The organism is Maritalea sp. S77, assembly GCF_049801075.1.
GTDB lineage: Bacteria > Pseudomonadota > Alphaproteobacteria > Rhizobiales > Devosiaceae > Maritalea.
Map to the genome: position 1 here is coordinate 295,883 of NZ_JBNAGG010000001.1, position 17,306 is coordinate 313,188.

14 protein-coding genes and 2 tRNA genes are annotated in these 17,306 nt (G+C 50.6%); 7 read left to right on the forward strand and 9 right to left on the reverse strand.

The genetic code is table 11. From position 1 onward, the window contains the following. Positions 1–28: 28 nt before the first annotated feature. From ACP15Y_RS01450 to ACP15Y_RS01460, 3 genes are all read left to right on the forward strand, one after another. Positions 29–448 carry a helix-turn-helix domain-containing protein gene (locus tag ACP15Y_RS01450; protein WP_424981240.1) on the forward strand — a complete coding sequence of 140 codons (420 nt, stop codon included), beginning with the start codon at positions 29–31 and terminating at the stop codon, positions 446–448. Then, complete coding sequence (locus ACP15Y_RS01455) at positions 445–753, forward strand: ArsR/SmtB family transcription factor (RefSeq protein WP_166638857.1); 309 nt, start codon at positions 445–447, stop codon at positions 751–753. The genes ACP15Y_RS01450 and ACP15Y_RS01455 overlap by 4 nt, the downstream gene beginning before the upstream one ends. Positions 754–820: 67 nt before the next feature. Beyond that, positions 821–1,993, forward strand: a complete 1,173-nt coding sequence (locus ACP15Y_RS01460; protein WP_424981241.1) for a serine hydrolase domain-containing protein — start codon at positions 821–823, stop codon at positions 1,991–1,993. 38 nt (positions 1,994–2,031) lie between these two features. Here the strand turns inward: ACP15Y_RS01460 and ACP15Y_RS01465 are convergent, their stop codons facing one another. The 3 genes from ACP15Y_RS01465 to ACP15Y_RS01475 all read right to left on the reverse strand — a co-directional run bounded on the left by ACP15Y_RS01465 (position 2,032) and on the right by ACP15Y_RS01475 (position 3,810). Then, on the reverse strand, positions 2,032–2,613 hold the full coding sequence (locus tag ACP15Y_RS01465) for a hypothetical protein (RefSeq protein ID WP_424981242.1): 582 nt from the start codon (positions 2,611–2,613) through the stop codon (positions 2,032–2,034). Positions 2,614–2,680: 67 nt separating this feature from the next. Continuing rightward, a tRNA-Ser gene (locus ACP15Y_RS01470) sits at positions 2,681–2,771 on the reverse strand. Positions 2,772–2,841: 70 nt separating this feature from the next. Next, positions 2,842–3,810 (reverse strand): quinone oxidoreductase family protein, encoded by a 969-nt coding sequence (locus ACP15Y_RS01475; protein ID WP_424981243.1) that lies wholly within the window; start codon positions 3,808–3,810, stop codon positions 2,842–2,844. A 165-nt stretch (positions 3,811–3,975) separates the two neighbouring features. On the opposite strand from ACP15Y_RS01475, the gene ACP15Y_RS01480 reads away from it, so the two are divergent. Further along, positions 3,976–5,148: an FAD-dependent monooxygenase gene (locus ACP15Y_RS01480; RefSeq protein ID WP_424981244.1), complete on the forward strand. Its 1,173-nt coding sequence runs from the start codon at positions 3,976–3,978 to the stop codon at positions 5,146–5,148. A gap of 57 nt (positions 5,149–5,205) precedes the next feature. Here ACP15Y_RS01480 and ACP15Y_RS01485 read toward each other — a convergent pair whose 3' ends face one another. From ACP15Y_RS01485 to ACP15Y_RS01495, 3 genes are all read right to left on the reverse strand, one after another. Beyond that, positions 5,206–5,859 carry an invasion associated locus B family protein gene (locus ACP15Y_RS01485; RefSeq protein ID WP_424981245.1) on the reverse strand — a complete coding sequence of 218 codons (654 nt, stop codon included), beginning with the start codon at positions 5,857–5,859 and terminating at the stop codon, positions 5,206–5,208. A 163-nt stretch (positions 5,860–6,022) separates the two neighbouring features. Then, positions 6,023–9,514, reverse strand: coding sequence for a transcription-repair coupling factor (gene mfd, locus ACP15Y_RS01490; protein WP_424981246.1), 3,492 nt, complete (start codon positions 9,512–9,514; stop codon positions 6,023–6,025). A gap of 3 nt (positions 9,515–9,517) precedes the next feature. Continuing rightward, a complete protein-coding gene (locus ACP15Y_RS01495) occupies positions 9,518–9,808 on the reverse strand; it encodes a succinate dehydrogenase assembly factor 2 (protein ID WP_424981247.1) in 291 nt (96 codons plus the stop codon). A 135-nt stretch (positions 9,809–9,943) separates the two neighbouring features. Here ACP15Y_RS01495 and recG point away from each other — a divergent pair, with 135 nt between their 5' ends. Next, positions 9,944–12,052, forward strand: a complete 2,109-nt coding sequence (gene recG / locus ACP15Y_RS01500) for an ATP-dependent DNA helicase RecG (RefSeq protein ID WP_424981248.1) — start codon at positions 9,944–9,946, stop codon at positions 12,050–12,052. Here recG and ACP15Y_RS01505 read toward each other — a convergent pair. The 3 genes from ACP15Y_RS01505 to glmU all read right to left on the reverse strand — a co-directional run bounded on the left by ACP15Y_RS01505 (position 12,049) and on the right by glmU (position 16,038). Next, positions 12,049–12,786, reverse strand: a complete 738-nt coding sequence (locus tag ACP15Y_RS01505; RefSeq protein ID WP_424981249.1) for a DUF502 domain-containing protein — start codon at positions 12,784–12,786, stop codon at positions 12,049–12,051. The two genes, recG and ACP15Y_RS01505, sit on opposite strands and share 4 nt — an antisense overlap. Positions 12,787–12,864: 78 nt before the next feature. After that, positions 12,865–14,691 carry a glutamine--fructose-6-phosphate transaminase (isomerizing) gene (gene glmS, locus ACP15Y_RS01510; protein ID WP_424981250.1) on the reverse strand — a complete coding sequence of 609 codons (1,827 nt, stop codon included), beginning with the start codon at positions 14,689–14,691 and terminating at the stop codon, positions 12,865–12,867. Between the two features lie 9 nt (positions 14,692–14,700). Next, on the reverse strand, positions 14,701–16,038 hold the full coding sequence (gene glmU, locus ACP15Y_RS01515; RefSeq protein WP_424981251.1) for a bifunctional UDP-N-acetylglucosamine diphosphorylase/glucosamine-1-phosphate N-acetyltransferase GlmU: 1,338 nt from the start codon (positions 16,036–16,038) through the stop codon (positions 14,701–14,703). A gap of 136 nt (positions 16,039–16,174) precedes the next feature. On the opposite strand from glmU, the gene ACP15Y_RS01520 reads away from it, so the two are divergent. Together ACP15Y_RS01520 and ACP15Y_RS01525 are read left to right on the forward strand one after the other, a co-directional pair. After that, complete coding sequence (locus ACP15Y_RS01520; protein WP_424981252.1) at positions 16,175–17,122, forward strand: hypothetical protein; 948 nt, start codon at positions 16,175–16,177, stop codon at positions 17,120–17,122. A 92-nt stretch (positions 17,123–17,214) separates the two neighbouring features. Beyond that, positions 17,215–17,290: transfer RNA gene (locus tag ACP15Y_RS01525), tRNA-Lys, on the forward strand. Positions 17,291–17,306 lie beyond the last annotated feature (16 nt).

The window sequence follows — 17,306 nt, forward strand, 5'->3', positions numbered from 1 at the left end:
CTAACTTCAAGTGAACTTTAGGTGTTAAATGATTGATATTGCCCAATTATCAAAAAAAACTGGCCTTTCCGCCTCTAAATTGCGCTATTATGACGAGATGGGACTCATCCAGTCTGTCGGGCGAAAAGGTTTGAAGCGCTTATTTGATGCAGACGCAGAAATGCGGCTGTCGCTCATTGCGCTGGGTCAGAATGCCGGATTTTCGCTGGATGAGATTAAGGGCATGTTTGGTGCAGGAGAAAATGTACGGATAGATCGCGAAAAGCTGCACAATAAGGCGGACCAACTGGATCGGAAAATTGAAAAGCTGAAGGCCATGCGAGACGGATTGCGTCACGCAGCGGAGTGCCCTCATGAAGACCATTTTCAATGTCCAACATTTCAGCGCCTTATGAAAGTGGCAAGCGCACCGCGGCACCAAACGCAGAGATCGGGACGCCAGTTATGATGGATAAACTTAAAAATTCGAGCGGGATTGACCCCGCCTTTTTGGAATTTTGCCAAGCACTCGCCAACAAAAACCGCCAGCGGATTCTGTTCGAAATCTTCACAGATAAGAGCGAACATAAGGTGGGTGAAATTGCGGAGAAGTCTGGTTTGGCCATTTCCACAGTGTCTGAACATCTGACGCAGATGAAGAAAGCTGGCATTCTCAGTTCTCGCCGCGCGGACAATGTTGTGTTCTACAAGGTCAATAAAGAAGGCATTTCGCAGTTTCTTCGTCACATCGAAACCTGGCTCAGCTGTTGCTGAGCTAGGGTTGCAATTCGTTCAAATATCTATTACTTCGTATTTTCCCGAAATTACGAAGGAGATCAGAATGGGCAGATTGTTGGTTGGCACTTTGGTGGTTATCACCGCCATTGTTTTTGGCATTTGGGCGCTTTATTTAGAACCAAAGCTCACTCTATTTTCTCCAGAAAAACGCCTGCACCATTTCGCACATATGGAAAATGTGTTTCCCAGCCGCACCATCAAGGCAGGCAGTAATCATCAAGAATGGGCAGTTGCGTTGCAGGATGTTGCTGCAACTTATCAATTTGAGGGCGCTCAACGCGACCGCGATGAGTTTCTCACCCGCACCAACACAACGTCCCTGCTCGTGATTAAAGACGGCATGATCATGCATGAGGAATATCGGCACGGATATGATCAAAATAGCCGTGCAACCTCCTTCTCTGTTGCTAAATCTGTGGTCGCCACGCTGATGCAAATTGCGCGACAGGAGGGCAAAATCGACAGTTTTGATGATCCTGTGGTGAAATATTTGCCAGAAATGGCTGAAGGCGGATTTGGGCATGCCAGCCTTGAGCACGTGCTTAATATGTCATCCGGCATTGCCTTTTCAGAAATCTATGAAGATGAAAGTGCGGACAGTTACAAGATTTTTGAGCGCCTGTTCCTGCAGTTTCAGCCGCTGAAAACGGTGACCGCAAGCTATGGCAGCCAAAATGTGCCGGGTGCGCAATTTGAATATGCCAGCATCAATACGCAACTCTTGGCACAGGTGCTGATGGCGGTATATGGCACCAGTTTGAGTGATCTTGTTGAAACCAAATTATGGCAACCACTCGGCATGAGTAGCGATGCGGTTTGGAACACTGATATTTACGGCACTGAGCTCGGTTTCATGGCCCTCAACGCCACCCCACGCGACTTTGCCCGCTTTGGCCTGATGATCAGCCAAATGGGCCGTGTGGGCAGCACGCAAATCATTGATGCTAACTGGATCGATCAAATCCGCTCCGCGCCAGAACCCTATTTACGGCGTGGCCAAATTTACGATGCGTGGGGCTATCACCATCAATGGTGGCTACCAGATGGCAACACCCAAGACTTCGCTGCCATCGGCATCTGGGGCCAGATGATCTATATCCATCCAGAGCAACAGCTTGTGATTGTTAAAACCGGGGCAGACCCTGATTTCCATGATCATGAGGTTGAAGCGATTGCTTTGTTTCGGGCGATTGGGGACGGGTTGGTAGTGGAGTGAGTGGCAATAGAAAGTATTAGTTGTTTTTGACGTCAAGTTTAACCGGATTGCTTAGTGACCCAATCGCGGGCGTGTTGCAAAATTTCTGCATTGAGATCTATGATTGTTTGATCAAATCCGGTTCTCTTTCGTACTAGTTCGATAGGGCCTTCCATAAAATCATCATAGCTCAGGTAGATACCAATCAAGTGCTCAATTCCATGTGAATCACCTAGGCAATGTTCAGATTTAGCGTGAAAATCATATTCGAAATAAATTCTGTCGAATAAATCTACCAATCCGTCCAAAGGCACAATTTCCTCGTTTGCAATATCAGTTAGTCGCAACTTAAGGATGAACCAAAGTGCGCTTTCCTTATCCTGAGGAAATGATACACCGATGTCTTTGAGCGCTGAAGTAACCGCATCTTTAAATTCGTGAAAATGATCAGTTTCAGGAAATAGCAGCTCATTAAAAGAATCTGCCCAAACACCCTGCTGCATTAAATCATCAAGGCAGCTAACAACTAAGCTTCTATCGATGTGATTGAAATACATCATCGCAGCTTCATAGCTAAATCGCGCTTTGATGGTGTCTATATCGTTACAAGTAACTGGCATAAAAACTATAAAATAAACCAAAAATTCTACCGTTGCTTGCCAACGGAAAACTTTGTCTTAAAGCCGCAAGATATTAGGAAAAGTAACATGGCGGGTGGGGAGGGATTCGAACCCCCGGAACGCTTGCACGCTCGCCGGTTTTCAAGACCGGTGCATTCAACCAGCTCTGCCACCCACCCGCAATGTGAGAGGTGATCTATCGCACCTTGCGATCAGTTGCAAGGGCTTAAAGACCATTCTTTCAAAATTTTACGGCAAAATAATTGTCGAGCCCGTAGTTTCTCGATTTTCCAAGGCGTTATGTGCTTTGGCAATATCTTTCAGCGCGAATTTTTGGCCGATATTCACCTTCACCACGCCATTCTGAATCACCTCAAACAAGGCTTTGGCATTGTTGGTGAGTTCCTCATAGGTGCTGGTGTAGGCGCCGAGCATGGGGCGCACCACATGCAGTGAGCCTTTTCGGGCTAAAATGCCGAGATCTGGAATGGATACGGGGCCTGTTGCGTTGCCATAGGACACCATAAGGCCGTGTGGCTGCAAGCAGTCTAGGCCGCGTTCAAAAGTGTCTTTGCCCAGGGAATCATAAACGACGCGGACTCCCTTCCCGTTTGTGGCCTCGCGTACTTTTTCAACAAAATCATCTTTTGATGAGTTTATCACCACATCGCAATTGTTGGCTTCGGCAAGGGCCATCTTCTCTTCAGAACCTACGGCGCCGATCACGTGGCCGCCCAAATGTTTGCCCCATTGGCACAGAATCGATCCAACACCGCCTGCAGCTGCCTGCACAAACATCGCATCACCCTTTTTCAACTGATAGGTGAGGAAAAGCAAATAATGCGCTGTTAGACCTTTTAAAAGCGACGCTGCGGCGACGTCATCTGAAACCCCATCAGGCAACGGCACAAGCTTATCGGCCGGGATATTGCGATGAGTGGAGTATGACCCCATAGCGCCACAATAAACAACGCGGTCGCCGGGTTTCACGTTGGTAACGCCCTCGCCCACTTTCTCCACAATGCCTGCGGCTTCCATGCCGGGCGTAAACGGTGTTTCTGCCGGATAAAGGCCGGTGCGGAAATAGACGTCGATGAAGTTCAGGCCGATGGCGGTATGTTTGATTTGCGCTTCGCCTGCGCCGGGTGCGCCCAATTCAAAGTCGACAAGGTGAAGCTGATCGGCGCCACCTGTTTCGTTCACAACAATTTTTTGCATGAGGCATCTCCCTGATTCAATTCCGCTTGGCTGATTTTTGCAGCATCTGTAGGACACCGAGAATAGATCAGCTACAAAGAATGTCCATGGGCGAAATGCGACAATTTCACATTGGCCATTTGGCGTGTGATCATACATACTCGCTTGAAATTGTGGGACAAAACTATGGCTGAATACGATATTGCAATTGTGGGTGGCGGCTTGACGGGAGCCGCGTTGGCGGGGCTTTTGAAAGCGCGCGGCAAATCGGTGGTGCATTTTGCACCGGTGATGGAAAAAGACTTCCGCACCTCTGCCTTGATGATGCCTACCGTTGAGTTTTTGCAAGATTCGGGCCTCTGCCCTGATCCTGATGCCTTGGGCTATCCGCTGCGGCAGATCAGAATCATCGATGCCACCAATCGCCTGCTGCGTGGCCCTGAGGCGCTGTTTGACAGCCGTGAGGCCGGGCATGAGCAATTTGGCTACAACTTCCCCAATGCGGACTTGCTGCCTCGATTTCAGGCCTTTGCGGATGATCAGTCGGGTGAGATCACCAAGGTTGAAGCACGGGTTGGATTGATTGACCGCCAGGAAGATGGTGTGTTCGTGATCACCGATGCGCACCAGAACGAGCATCGGGCGCGTTTGCTGGTTGGTGCCGATGGCAAAAAATCCATGGTGCGCCAGCAGTTTAGCTTTGAGTTTGACGAAGAACAGTTCGCACAGTCAGCGCTGGTGTGCGACTTTGAATTTGAGCGGTCAATTGGCGATTGCTCTATCGAATTCCATTATGAGAATGGCCCGTTCACGCTGGTGCCTGCACATAATAATAAGATCAATTTGGTCTGGCTGGATCAACATAAAGTGCTGAACGAGGCGCTGGCGCTTTCTGATGAAAAATTTGAGAAGCTGTTGGAAGATAAGGCAAATCACCTGTTTGGCCACGCTAAGTTGCTGACGAAACGATTTGTGTTCCCCTTATCAAATTTGCATATGCGTTTTGCGGGCAAGGATGGTGTGGTGCTGGTCGGTGAAGCGGCACATGCTTTTCCGCCTATTGGCGCGCAGGGGTTGAATTTGGGCCTGCGTGATGTGGAATCATTGATTGAAGCGATTGATGAGGTTTCGCCACAGAATCAACCGCTTACCCGGGCTGATGCAGACCGTGTGAGCGCGATTTATGCGGCAAAGCGGACGCCGGATTTGATCAAAACGGGTGGTTTTGTGGATGGGCTGTTCAAGTCGCTCTTGTCGGACTTTTTGCCTGCACAGCTTCTGCGGCTGTCTGGATTGTGGGCGTTGAAGTCTGTTTCGCCACTGAGAAAGCTGGCATTTAAAATAGGAATGGGGCGCTAAAAAGCGCCCCAAACATCTAAAAACTTCAGCTAAAATTTTAGAAAATTACAGCAAACTCTAATTGCCCGTGTTTTCAGCAGGCTGGTCACTGCCCTCGCCTGACTTCTCTTTGCGCAATTCTTCCGCCACACCTTGCAATTGCTGCTCAAGTGCATTTTGGCCAGTAGATTGAGCTTGGAACTCAGCTGGTGTGAAATATGTGTCGCCTTCATAAACCGCGGTGAAGCCTGAAAGGTTCACGTCGACCACCAAATCTTTGTTGGCACGGTTTTTGGCTGACAATTTGAGCTTTGCGCCACGCTTCAATGCGCCGATGAATGCTTCATTGACCACCAATTGGCCTGTGCATTTGGTCGGGTCACATGTGACGAACGGCATGCGGATTGGCTTGGTGTTGTCGACCTGCCATGTCAAACCGAATGGCAGTAGAACAGCCAAAGGCATTTCCGCGATGGCCAAATAGCGGTTTTCACCTGATGGATCGTCCCGCAATGTGAAAGCGCCAACTTTATTGCCACCTTTGAAAACAACCTGGCGGACGATACAAGCGAGATCGCCTGAGCTTAGCTTGTCGCACACTTTCAGCCAGTTATCTTCTGGCTTCCGCTCTTGTTGCTGTCCTGAGTCTTGTGCCAACGCGCCACCAGCAAGTGACATGACCAACATGCCGGCTGCTGCAAGTTTTGCACCTGACTTAAAAATATCGAACATAACGCACCCTAATTGTTTCGCGAACGCTTTATCGGTTCGCGTTTTCAGTTCCACCCTATTGACGTGCTAAATCGGGCAATAACATGACAAAAACAGTATTCATACTGCTTTTGTCAATTATGGTTTCCACCCGCGTGACACGCTTCCTTTATAAATCCTCTGCCTATCCTTGCTCAGCAAGTTTGGCCAGTTGGGCCAAAATTCGAGCCGCGCCCGTCAGCTTTTTGTTGTTGTCGGGCCAGTTGCGCGCAAAGACAAGCTTTTGATCTGGGCGCACTTTAGCTTTTTCTGCTGGATTTGCAATAAGTTGCACAAGTGCGGATGGATTTGGAAACTCACCGTTGCGTAAAGTGATGACTGCGCCCTTGGGACCAGCATCAACTTTTTCGACATTTGCCCGCCTACACAATGATTTGACCAGCACGATTTTGAGCAAATGTTTGACCTCTTCCGGCAGCGGACCGAAGCGGTCAATCAGTTCTGCACCGAAGGCATCAATTTCTTGTGCTTCGCTCAAATCACCCAAACGACGGTAAAGCTGCATCCGGACTTGCAAATCCGGCACATAGTCTTCTGGAATCATCACGGGCATGCCCAATGAGATCTGCGGTGACCACTGGTCTTCTACTTCCTCGTCATCATTGCCCGTTTTGAGCTGGGCGACGGCCTCTTCCAACATGGCTTGATATAATTCGAAGCCAACTTCTTTGATGTGGCCAGATTGTTCTTCACCCAAAATATTGCCCGCGCCGCGAATATCGAGGTCGTGGCTAGCCAACTGGAACCCGGCGCCCAAACTGTCGAGCGATTGCAGAACCGAAAGTCGACGGTTTGCTGTGTCTGTGAGTTTTTGATGCGCCGGTGTGGTGAACAAGGCATAAGCGCGCACTTTAGAGCGGCCAATACGTCCCCGGATCTGGTGCAGTTGCGACAGGCCGAAATTATCTGCGCAGTGCACCACCAAAGTGTTCGCGGTTGGGATGTCCAAACCTGACTCAACGATGGTTGTGGCCACAAGCACGTCGAATTTGCCATCATAGAATGCGTTCATGATGTCATCGAGCTCGCCCGGCGACATTTGGCCATTGGCGACCACATAACTCACTTCTGGCACATGTTCATCCAAGAATGCAGCTATATCGCCTTGGTCTTTGATGCGTGGCACCACGTAAAAGCTTTGGCCGCCACGGTATTTTTCGCGCAAAAGGGCTTCGCGGATCACTAGGCTGTCAAAGGGCATAACGAAGGATCGTACCGACAATCGATCAATCGGCGGCGTGGCAAGAATCGATAGATCGCGCACCCCGGTTAGCGCCATTTGCAAGGTGCGTGGGATCGGCGTGGCGGACAAGGTGAGCACATGAACGTTTGATTTTAGCTCTTTCAAACGTTCTTTGTGGCCAACGCCAAAATGTTGCTCTTCATCGATCACCAGCAAGCCAAGGTCATGAAACTTAACGCTTTTGCCGAGCAAGGCATGAGTGCCGATGACGATATCGACGTCACCATTGGCAACGCCCTCTTTGGTCAATTTCAGCTCCTTTGCTGAAACCAAACGGGATGCTTGGCGCACCCGGACAGGCAGATCAGCAAAGCGCTCTTTAAAGGTTTTAAAATGCTGCCGCGCCAACAGTGTAGTGGGCACAACGACTGCAACTTGTTTGCCTGTGAGCGCCACGGCGAACGCTGCCCGCAAGGCCACTTCAGTTTTGCCAAAGCCAACATCGCCGCAAACCAGCCGGTCCATTGCGCGACCACTAGTCAAATCTTCAAAAACAGAATCGATGGCGTTGAGCTGATCGTCCGTTTCTTCAAACGGAAAACGCGCACAAAACTCTTCATATAGCCCAGTGGTGGGTTCGATGACCTCACCTTTGGTGAGCTCGCGGGAGGCTGCAATCTTGATCAATTGATCGGCCATCTCGCGAATACGCTGTTTCAGCTTAGACTTTTTGGCTTGCCATGCGACGCCGCCAAGCTTGTCTAACACGCCAGCACCGCCTTCGGAGCCGTAGCGGGACAAAAGCTCGATGTTTTCAACCGGCAAATAAAGGCGATCGCCCTTGGCATATTCGATTTCAACGCAATCATGCGGAGCGCCCGTTACTTCGATGGCTTTCAAGCCCACAAAGCGACCAATGCCGTGGTCCACATGCACAACCAGATCGCCAGCGGCTAAACCGCTCGCTTCTGTGATCGCATCGGCACCTTTTTTGCGTTTGCGAGAACGGATGATCCGTTCACCCAGAATGTCTTGCTCTGACAGGACAAAGTGGTGCGCGGTCTCAAAGCCTGCTTCAAGACCCAACACGATCAAGCCGATGGTATTTTTACCCAGCTCTTCGGCTTGCTGCCAAAATTCAATTAGCTTGAGGTTTTCATGCTCATGATCTTTGAGTACCTGAGCCATGCGGTCTCGCGTGCCTTCACTCCAACAAGCGATGACGGCACGTTTGCCCTCGCCCTGCTTTGCCTTAATGCGGGTGAGCACAGCCTCAAAGACATTGGTGTCTTTGGCTTGGCGTTCCTGTGAGAAGTTGGCAACCAACTGCCCATCGAGTGACTTGATCTCTGCATCCGGCCGCTCAAGCGATTGGAACGGTGTGATTTGCAGCAGTTTGTTGCCTAACCACTCGGTGGTGTCATCCTGCAAATCATAGAGCAAATCTGGTGGAAGTGGCTTATAGGGCGCGCCGCTAGTTTGCGGCTCATTCAGCGCTTCAAAGCGCGCTTCATAATAGTCGGCGACTTGCGCCATGCGCTCTGAAATGGCTTGGCTGACCTGATCATCCAAGATCCAAGTTGCTTCGCCTGTGTAATCATGGAAGTTGCCCATATCTTCATAGAAGAATGGAAGCCAATGCTCCATTCCCGCAAAGCGCTGCCCTGCACTGATGGCAGCATAAAGCGGATCATTTGCCGTGTCGCCCCCAAACTGGCGGGTATAAGAGCGGCGGAATGTGGAAATGGCATCCGGCGTCAGCACCACTTCGCTCATCGGCACAAGGGCGGCAGATTTCTGTTGTGCTAAGGTGCGCTGGGTTTCGGGATCAAAGGTTCGGATCGTTTCGAGCGACGCGCCAAAAAAGTCGAACCGCAAAGGCGCTTCGGCACCAGCTGGGTATAGATCGACCAGACCACCCCGCACGGCAAATTCGCCCTCTTCCCGCACTGTTGGCACGCGGAGATAGCCATTAATGCTGGCCCATTCGATCAGTTTTTCTGTGCCGATATTTTCGCCAACTTTGAAAAACAGTGCGAATTGTTGAACCAGCTCTGGTGGTAGCGTTTTTTGAACGATGGCATTGACCGCCGTGACGATGATTTTGCCTGCATTTTTGCCAGTTGCCAGCTGGGCAAGCGTGGTCATCCGCTCGGCCAAGACGCCGACATTTGGCGACACCCTATCATAGGGCAAACAATCCCAAGCGGGGAATAGCAACACATCGTGGTTCGGGCATAGGTGACGCAAATGCTCAGCCATTTTCTGCATACGGCGACCATCGCGCGCCACAAACACGGCGGCTGGAGCGTCTGGTGCATCCTGTTGCAATTGCGCCAGCTGCTGGCTGACCACAATTGGCTGCATACCATCTGGCACGCCGCACAAATAAGTGCTGGGGGTTAGGCTGAAATTGTCGCTACCATCGGCCATAAGTTAGGATCCCGAACCAACCTTCTCACGTTGATAGGCAATGATCATTTCAAGCAGTTCAACATCCTGACATTGTGTTGTGCCCGGCTGCCCAATGATCCACTGATAAAGGTCTGCATCCGTCTCATTCATCAAAGTTTCCAACCGATCCAACATATCTGCATCAAATTTTTGGATTTGATGGTCCACAAATCCGCCCAAAATGATATCCATTTCCTGTGTACCGCGATGGTGCGCACGGTATTTGATCCGTTTCAAACGTTCGAGATGGGCTTGGTCGGTTGTGCTGATCATGGCATCACCTTCATGAAAGCGAATAAGAAGAGACGCCTTCAATACGATCTATCATTGGATTTGTCAGCAGCCAGATTGATTTTTTTGCTCGCTTAGGCTGATGTATGGTCGAAACCCGATTAGGAAGGACATGGCGTGGCGCGGCCGCAACAACTTAACCCACTATTTGCCTCTGTCAAAAAGCTAAAAGGAATCGGCCCGCAATTGGCACAAACCATGGCCCGCTTTTTCGGTGCGCCGGAAGGCCAAGATGCCATTTTGCTTGATTTGCTGATGCACATGCCTGCTGGATTGGTGGATCGTCGACATCAACCGGGTGCCGCATTTGCGCAACCAGGGGCAATTTCCACATTTTTGCTGACCATAGATCAGCACCAAGCGCCACCACGGGGCAACAAACGACTGCCCTATCGAATTATTGCCCATGATGATACGGGCGAAATGATGCTGACCTATTTTGCCGGACGTGCCGCCTGGTTGGAGAAATTGCTGCCTGAAGGCGAGCAACGTTATGTGTCGGGCATGGTGACAGCGTTTCAAGGGCAGAAGCAGATCAACCATCCAGATTTTGTGGTGAAGCCCGATCAATTTGATCAAATGCCTCTGGTGGAGCCCGTATATCCGCTAACGCAGGGATTGAGTGCGAAGAAATTGCAGACTGCCGTGCGCGATGCGTTGACCCAATTGCCAGATTTGGCCGAATGGGCACCAGATGCGCGACGCAATATGAATGGATGGCCAAGCTTTGCAGATGCCATGCAGCAAACACATACACCCGAAACGCCTGGCGACGCGGCGCTGGATGGTGCTGCGCGGGCGCGGCTTGCCTATGATGAATATTTGGCCGGGCAACTGACCTTGCAGATTGTGCGGTCGACACTCACCAGAGAAACAGGCATTGCGCGCGCGTTTAGCGGCGCTTTGGCGGATAAGGTGCGTGAAGCCCTGCCCTTTAGCCTGACGCCGGGGCAAGAGGCTGCATTAGACGATATTTATGCAGATTTGCGGCAGAAGCGGAAAATGGCACGGTTGATTCAGGGCGATGTGGGCGCTGGCAAGACTGTTGTGGCATTGATGGCCATGGCGGCGATGGCAGAGAGTGGCGCGCAGAGTTCTCTTATGGCGCCAACGGAAATTTTGGCCACACAGCATTTTCACTCAATTTCGAAGATTTGCGACCAGGTTGGACTGAAGGTGGCGCTTTTGACCGGGAAAATGCCGCAAGGCGAACGGCGCGCCATTCAAGAACGCATCGCATCGGGTGAAATCGATATTGTGATTGGCACCCATGCCCTGTTTCAATCGAGTGTTGAGTTTAAGCAATTGGGTCTGACGGTGGTGGATGAACAACACCGTTTTGGCGTGCATCAGCGGTTGGCTTTATCGGACAAGGGCCGCAAGACCGAATTGTTGGTGATGACAGCAACGCCGATCCCGCGCACTTTGGTGCTGACCCATTTTGGTGACATGGATGTGAGCTTGCTTACCGATAAGCCAAAAGGTCGTCAGCCGATTGATACAGCAATCTTGTCGGAAAAAGACTATGACCGTGTTGTATCGCGATTGGGTCAGCGCATGGCAGACGGTGTGCAGGCCTTTTGGGTGTGCCCGCTGGTGGAAGAATCTGAGCATTTGAATGCCACCTCTGCTGAAGATCGCTTTAAAGCGTTAAACCAGACCTTCCCGGGGCGGGTTGGCCTTGTGCATGGGCGGATGGCTGCCGCGGACAAGCAAGCGGTGATGGAGCAATTTGCGGCTGGCGAGTTGCAAATTTTGGTGGCCACCACTGTGATTGAGGTGGGCGTTGACGTGCCAAACGCGACGATCATGATCATTGAACATGCGGAAAGGTTTGGCTTGTCGCAATTGCACCAATTGCGTGGTCGTGTGGGCCGGGGCAGCAAAAAGTCTGCCTGTCTGCTGCTGCATGGGGAAAATTTGAGTGAAATCGCTCAAAAACGCTTGGAAACCATCAAGGAAACCGAAGATGGGTTTAAGATCGCAGAGCGCGACTTAGAATTGCGGGGTGAAGGTGATTTGTTGGGCACGCGACAGTCTGGCATGCCGGGCTATCGCATTGCCATTCCAGATTTTCATCGGGATTTGTTGGATATGGCGCACGAAGACGCGGCTAACCTGATTGAAAACAATCCTGGCCTTACCGGTCCGCAAGGCGAGGCTTTGCGCACCCTGCTCTATTTGTTCCGGAAAGATTTAGCGATTCCATTGATTAAGGCTGGCTAGCTGGCCTTATTGTCTTCTTGCACTGCTTCTTCGGCTTCTTCCGCCAATTCAGCCATTTTGGCCTGATATTCTGGTGACACGAGACCAGCAGAAATTACAAGCTTGGCGCCATCTTCCACTGACATGTCGAGAATTGTGATGTCTTTGCGGGGCACAAACAGCAAAAAGCCAGACGTTGGGTTTGGCGTGGTGGGCAAAAACACACTGATAATGTCGTCTCCGCGTACTTTATCTGCCACTTCGCCTTTAGCGCTGGTGGAGATAAACACCAAAGCCCATAGGCCCTCGCGCGGATATTGGATCAGGCCAACTTGCTTGAAGTTCGAATGGCTTTGGCTGACCACAGTTTCGAAAATCTGCTTAAGGCCGCGGTAAAGCACAGACACGAACGGCATTCGGTGCAAAATGCTTTCGCCAAATTGCACCAGCGTGCGGCCGACCAAATTGGCGGTGAGGAAGCCGAGCAAAACAATGGCGATAAATGCGATGACCAACCCAAAACCGGGAACGGTGATGGGCAGATATGTATCCGGATTATATTGCGCTGGAATCAGCGGTTTGACGAAATCATCAACGATGCGAATGATGGACCAAGTGATATAGATCGTCAGACCAATCGGTGCGGCGATCACCAAACCCGTCAAAAAATAGTTTGTCAGGCGACGGCCCGGGCCCACATGATGGCCATGGTCTGCTTGATCGTCACTATGCTTCTTATCGTATTTATCGTTCATCATAGAAACCTATATAGACCACCGAATCCGCAATACAACGGCTTTAGCGTATTTTATCGAGATTACGTAGTCTGCCGATCACTCAACCGTAACAGATTTGGCCAAATTCCTTGGCTGGTCCACATCGGTTCCCATAAATACGGCTGTGTAATATGCAAGCAATTGTACCGGAATTGCGCAGATAATGGGCATCACAAATGAGTGCGCATCTGGCACGATAATAATTTCGTGCACATCGTCGCCAACAGATTTTGCGCCTGCCTCATCTGTAATCAAAATGATTTTGCCGCCACGGGCCGCAACTTCGTGCATGTTTGAAATGGTCTTATCAAACAGTTCGTCAGACGGTGCGACCACCACGACGGGCAAGGTCTCGTCGATCAAAGCGATGGGACCATGCTTTAGCTCGCCTGAGGCATAGCCTTCAGCGTGGATATAGGTGATTTCTTTAAGTTTCAGCGCGCCTTCCAGAGCGATTGGGAACAACGGCCCCCGCCCCAGATACAGCACGTCCTTGGCCTTAGAGAGTGCGTGGCTGATCTGATCGATTTTTTCTTCGGCACCCAAAGCTTTAGTGATGGCACCGGGCAATTTGGCCAACATGTCGACCAACTCAAACTCTTCGGATTCTGAAATGGTGCCACGCTGCCTGCCTGCTGCGATGGCGAGAGAGGCCAGCACGGACAATTGAGCGGTTGTCGCCTTTGTTGAGGCAACCGAGATTTCAGGACCGCACAAAATTGGGAATACGATATCGCTTTCGCGGGCGATGGTGCTTTCCTGCGCATTAACGATGGAGGCGATGTGCTGGCCATTCTCCTTGCAATAGCGCAAGGCTGCGAGCGTATCTGCTGTTTCACCAGATTGGGAGATAAACAGCGCCAAACCGCCAGCGTCCATGGGTGGCTCGCGATAGCGAAACTCGGACGCCACATCAACTTCGACAGGTAAACGCGCATATTTCTCAAACCAATATTTGGCGACAAGGCCAGCATAAAACGCGGTGCCGCAGGCAGAAATGGTCAAACGGTTTAATGACTTAAAGTCGAATGGCAGTTCGCTCGGCAGCTTCACTTTGCCGTTAGCTAAATCGAGATAATGCGAGGCCGTGTGAGAAATAGCGTCTGGCTGCTCATAGATTTCTTTGAGCATAAAGTGGCGATGATTGCCCTTATCGACAACATTCACCCCTAGCTGTGTTTGCGCCATTGCGCGCTGCACGGGCTGCCCTTCACGATCGAAAATGCGCGCATCATCTTTGGTGATGGCGACCCAATCGCCTTCTTCCAAATAAGTCACCTTGTTGGTGAATGGCCCAATGGCAATTGCGTCTGATCCGAGGATCATCTCATTTTCACCATGGCCGATGGCTAATGGTGCGCCTTGTCGCGCGCCGACAATCAGATTGTCTTCTCCCTTAAACATCATGGCGAGGGCAAATGCCCCTTCAAGCTGTTTGATGACGCTGGCGGCTGCGTCGAACGGCGGCATTCCGCGATCAAGCGCGCGGGTGACCATGAGGGCGACAATTTCAGTATCTGTTTCAGAAACGGGCTGATAGCCATCTTGATCCAATTCCGCTTTCAACTCGCGGAAATTTTCAATGATGCCATTATGTACGATGGCGACCCGGTTGGTGGTGTGGGGGTGTGCATTTGCCTCAGTTGGTGCACCGTGTGTCGCCCAACGTGTATGGCCGATACCGATGGTGCCGCCCAACGGTTCGGCTTCCAAGCGTTCGCGCAAATTGGTCAACTTGCCCGGCGCACGTCGACGATCAATTTGTCCGCCCACAGAAGTTGCCAGCCCAGCACTGTCATAACCGCGATATTCTAGGCGCTTAAGTGCATCCACAATTCGATCAGCGACTGGTGTCGTGCTGACAATCCCAACGATCCCACACATAAGATGTTCCTATTTTTTCTCTTCCCAACGCGCACGGATGCGGGTTGCATAATTTGGTTTGTTTACTTGGCGCGCACGACCGATCGCCAAGGCATCTTCTTCGATATTTTCGGTTACTGCAGACCCGGAGGCAACATATGCTCCGTCTGCAATGTTAACTGGTGCCACAAGGGCGCTATTTGATCCGATAAAGACATTGTCGCCGATTTCGGTGACAAATTTGTTTTTGCCATCATAATTGCAGGTGATTGTACCTGCTCCTATATTGACGCCCTCGCCGATCTTCGCATCACCGATATAGCTGAGGTGATTGACCTTTGAACCTTTGCCAATATTGGCTTTTTTCGTTTCGACAAAGTTGCCGACTTTGACGCCTTCAGCAAGGTTGGAACCGGGACGTAGCCTTGCATAAGGGCCGATTTGGCTGTTTGGGCCGATATGTGCCCCTTCAATGTGGGAGAACGCGTGAATATGAGTGCCCTTCTCGACCGTCACGCCCGGGCCAAACACAACATTCGGTTCGATCACCACATCATTTTCGATTTGCGTATCATAGCTGAAAAACACAGTGTCGGGTGCTGTAAGCGTTACGCCTTCTTGCATAAAATAAGAGCGACGATCTTCTTGGAAAATGCGTTCGGCGGTTGCCAGTTGTTCACGATCATTGACGCCGAGCACATTTACAAATGGACATTCAACGCCGCGCACCTGCAATTGTTGGGCGTTCGCAATTTCGACCGCATCGGTCAAATAATACTCACCCTTCGCATTATCATTGGTGATCTCATCAATAACAGCGCGCAGGCAGTCAGCTTTGAAGCCCATAATGCCTGAATTGCAGAATTTGATCTTCCGCTCTGACGGGGTCGCATCCTTTTCTTCACGGATGGCTTTCACCTGACCATGTTCGATCATCACTCGCCCATAGCCAAATGGATTATCCGTTTGGAACCCAACGACAGCCAAGTCTGCGCCTTCGTTTAGGCATTGCACAGTGTCTTTGATCACTTCAGGCGAAATCAACGGGTTGTCGGCAAAGAGGACGAGGACGTGTCCTTGAAAATCTGCCCATGCTGTCCGCGCTTCGCGCACTGCATGCCCTGTGCCAAGGCGTTCTGATTGAATGCTGGACGTGATTTCGCTATCCACCGATTTTGCGTATTCACTTAATCGTCGGTGATTTGGCCCCACCACAACATGGCGCGACGCGGCGCCAGCATCAGCGCAAGCGGCAAGCACGTGGCCAAGCATCGGGCGACCGCCAACCTTGTGTAGCACTTTGGGTTGATCAGACTTCATGCGGGTGCCTTCTCCGGCCCCCAAAATAATCGTCAGAATATCAGTCATAAAAGAAAGGTCCCCACCCCTTATGAACACTTCAATTGGGCATATGCCACGAATGTGTTGGCAAAATGGTAATTTATGTCAGCATTAGTAGTTGTGGTTAACGGTTTGATTCGCAGCTCTTTTGGGGAAAATAGTGATGACAGAACAAGAACTCAATCAATTTAAACAATCGGATATGCGATTGTGGGGTCTTGTTGCTATTGCTTCACTTACCGTTATGCTTGTGTTTTCTTCCGCCAGTCTTTTGATCCCAAAAGGCTGGAATAACATGTTTAAAGAGACGCCCGACAACTTAGGCACAGTGGCGCAGATGCAGGCCGAACTGCGCGGCATTCGCATGGAATTTGCTGCCATGAAGCGACAAACCAATGTGACCGATAATCGCTTAAATCTTGGCGAGGAGAGCAACACGTTTGTTTCTCGGCGTGTGCGCGCACTTGAATCCAGCATCCCGATATTGCTCGAAGCCCTGCCCCCTGGCGCGCAATTGGATAAGAGTTTGATCACGGCCTCTATCAATGAAGCCAATGGCGAAGAAATTATACGCCTAGATGAAGATTTGAAGGTCGCACGCTCTTATTTGTTTGAGAATTTGCCACTGGCTGAGAGCACACCGCCTGAATTGAAACAGGATTTGCCGGAAATTGTGGCCGATATCGACGGCGAAATGGTGCCGATTGAAATGACACTCGATAACCGCGCGGCAAGTGATGTTCAAATGGCTGATCGTGGTGACGTGAATTCTGAGGCAGGACAAATTGATCCGCAAACCACTGCAGGCATCAACGCTATGGAATCACTGCCGAAAGCTGAATTGACCTATGGTGTTATCTTGGGCCCCAAAATCGAGAAAGACAAAGCGCAATTGAATTGGCTGAACATCAAATCAAATGTTGGCACATTGCTTCTCGGCCTTGAACCGAGAATGATTCCTGTGGTGAATGAATCAGATAAAATTCAAATTGTGGTCGGCCCCTTGGATATTGAGAGCGACGCGACACGGTTGTGCAAAGAAATTATTCGTCAGGGCTACGTGTGTGAAGCAGGCAGTTTTGATGGGATTCCGCTGGAAGATTTGAGCTGATTTAGAAAAAATTTCGAAAGTTGAAATATTCTGGTTGACACAGACGCGAATAAAACTATTGTCCGCGCTGTTCGCTGATGAACAACGCTCTTGTGCCCGTAGCTCAGCTGGTAGAGCATCCGACTTTTAATCGGACGGTCGAAGGTTCGAATCCTTCCGGGCACACCATTCCCTTCAAAGACTT

Bases quoted from the DNA above. Each gene is read 5' to 3' on its own strand.
- ACP15Y_RS01495 (WP_424981247.1), bottom strand. From the start codon at position 9,808: ATGATCAGCACAACCGACCAAGCCCATCTCGAACGTTTGAAACGGATC.
- ACP15Y_RS01505 (WP_424981249.1), bottom strand. From the start codon at position 12,786: ATGAACGATAAATACGATAAGAAGCATAGTGACGATCAAGCAGACCAT.
- mfd (WP_424981246.1), bottom strand. From the start codon at position 9,514: ATGGCCGATGGTAGCGACAATTTCAGCCTAACCCCCAGCACTTATTTG.
- ACP15Y_RS01450 (WP_424981240.1), top strand. From the start codon at position 29: ATGATTGATATTGCCCAATTATCAAAAAAAACTGGCCTTTCCGCCTCT.
- ACP15Y_RS01455 (WP_166638857.1), top strand. From the start codon at position 445: ATGATGGATAAACTTAAAAATTCGAGCGGGATTGACCCCGCCTTTTTG.
- ACP15Y_RS01460 (WP_424981241.1), top strand. From the start codon at position 821: ATGGGCAGATTGTTGGTTGGCACTTTGGTGGTTATCACCGCCATTGTT.
- glmS (WP_424981250.1), bottom strand. From the start codon at position 14,691: ATGTGTGGGATCGTTGGGATTGTCAGCACGACACCAGTCGCTGATCGA.
- ACP15Y_RS01485 (WP_424981245.1), bottom strand. From the start codon at position 5,859: ATGTTCGATATTTTTAAGTCAGGTGCAAAACTTGCAGCAGCCGGCATG.
- ACP15Y_RS01480 (WP_424981244.1), top strand. From the start codon at position 3,976: ATGGCTGAATACGATATTGCAATTGTGGGTGGCGGCTTGACGGGAGCC.
- glmU (WP_424981251.1), bottom strand. From the start codon at position 16,038: ATGACTGATATTCTGACGATTATTTTGGGGGCCGGAGAAGGCACCCGC.
- ACP15Y_RS01475 (WP_424981243.1), bottom strand. From the start codon at position 3,810: ATGCAAAAAATTGTTGTGAACGAAACAGGTGGCGCCGATCAGCTTCAC.
- ACP15Y_RS01520 (WP_424981252.1), top strand. From the start codon at position 16,175: ATGACAGAACAAGAACTCAATCAATTTAAACAATCGGATATGCGATTG.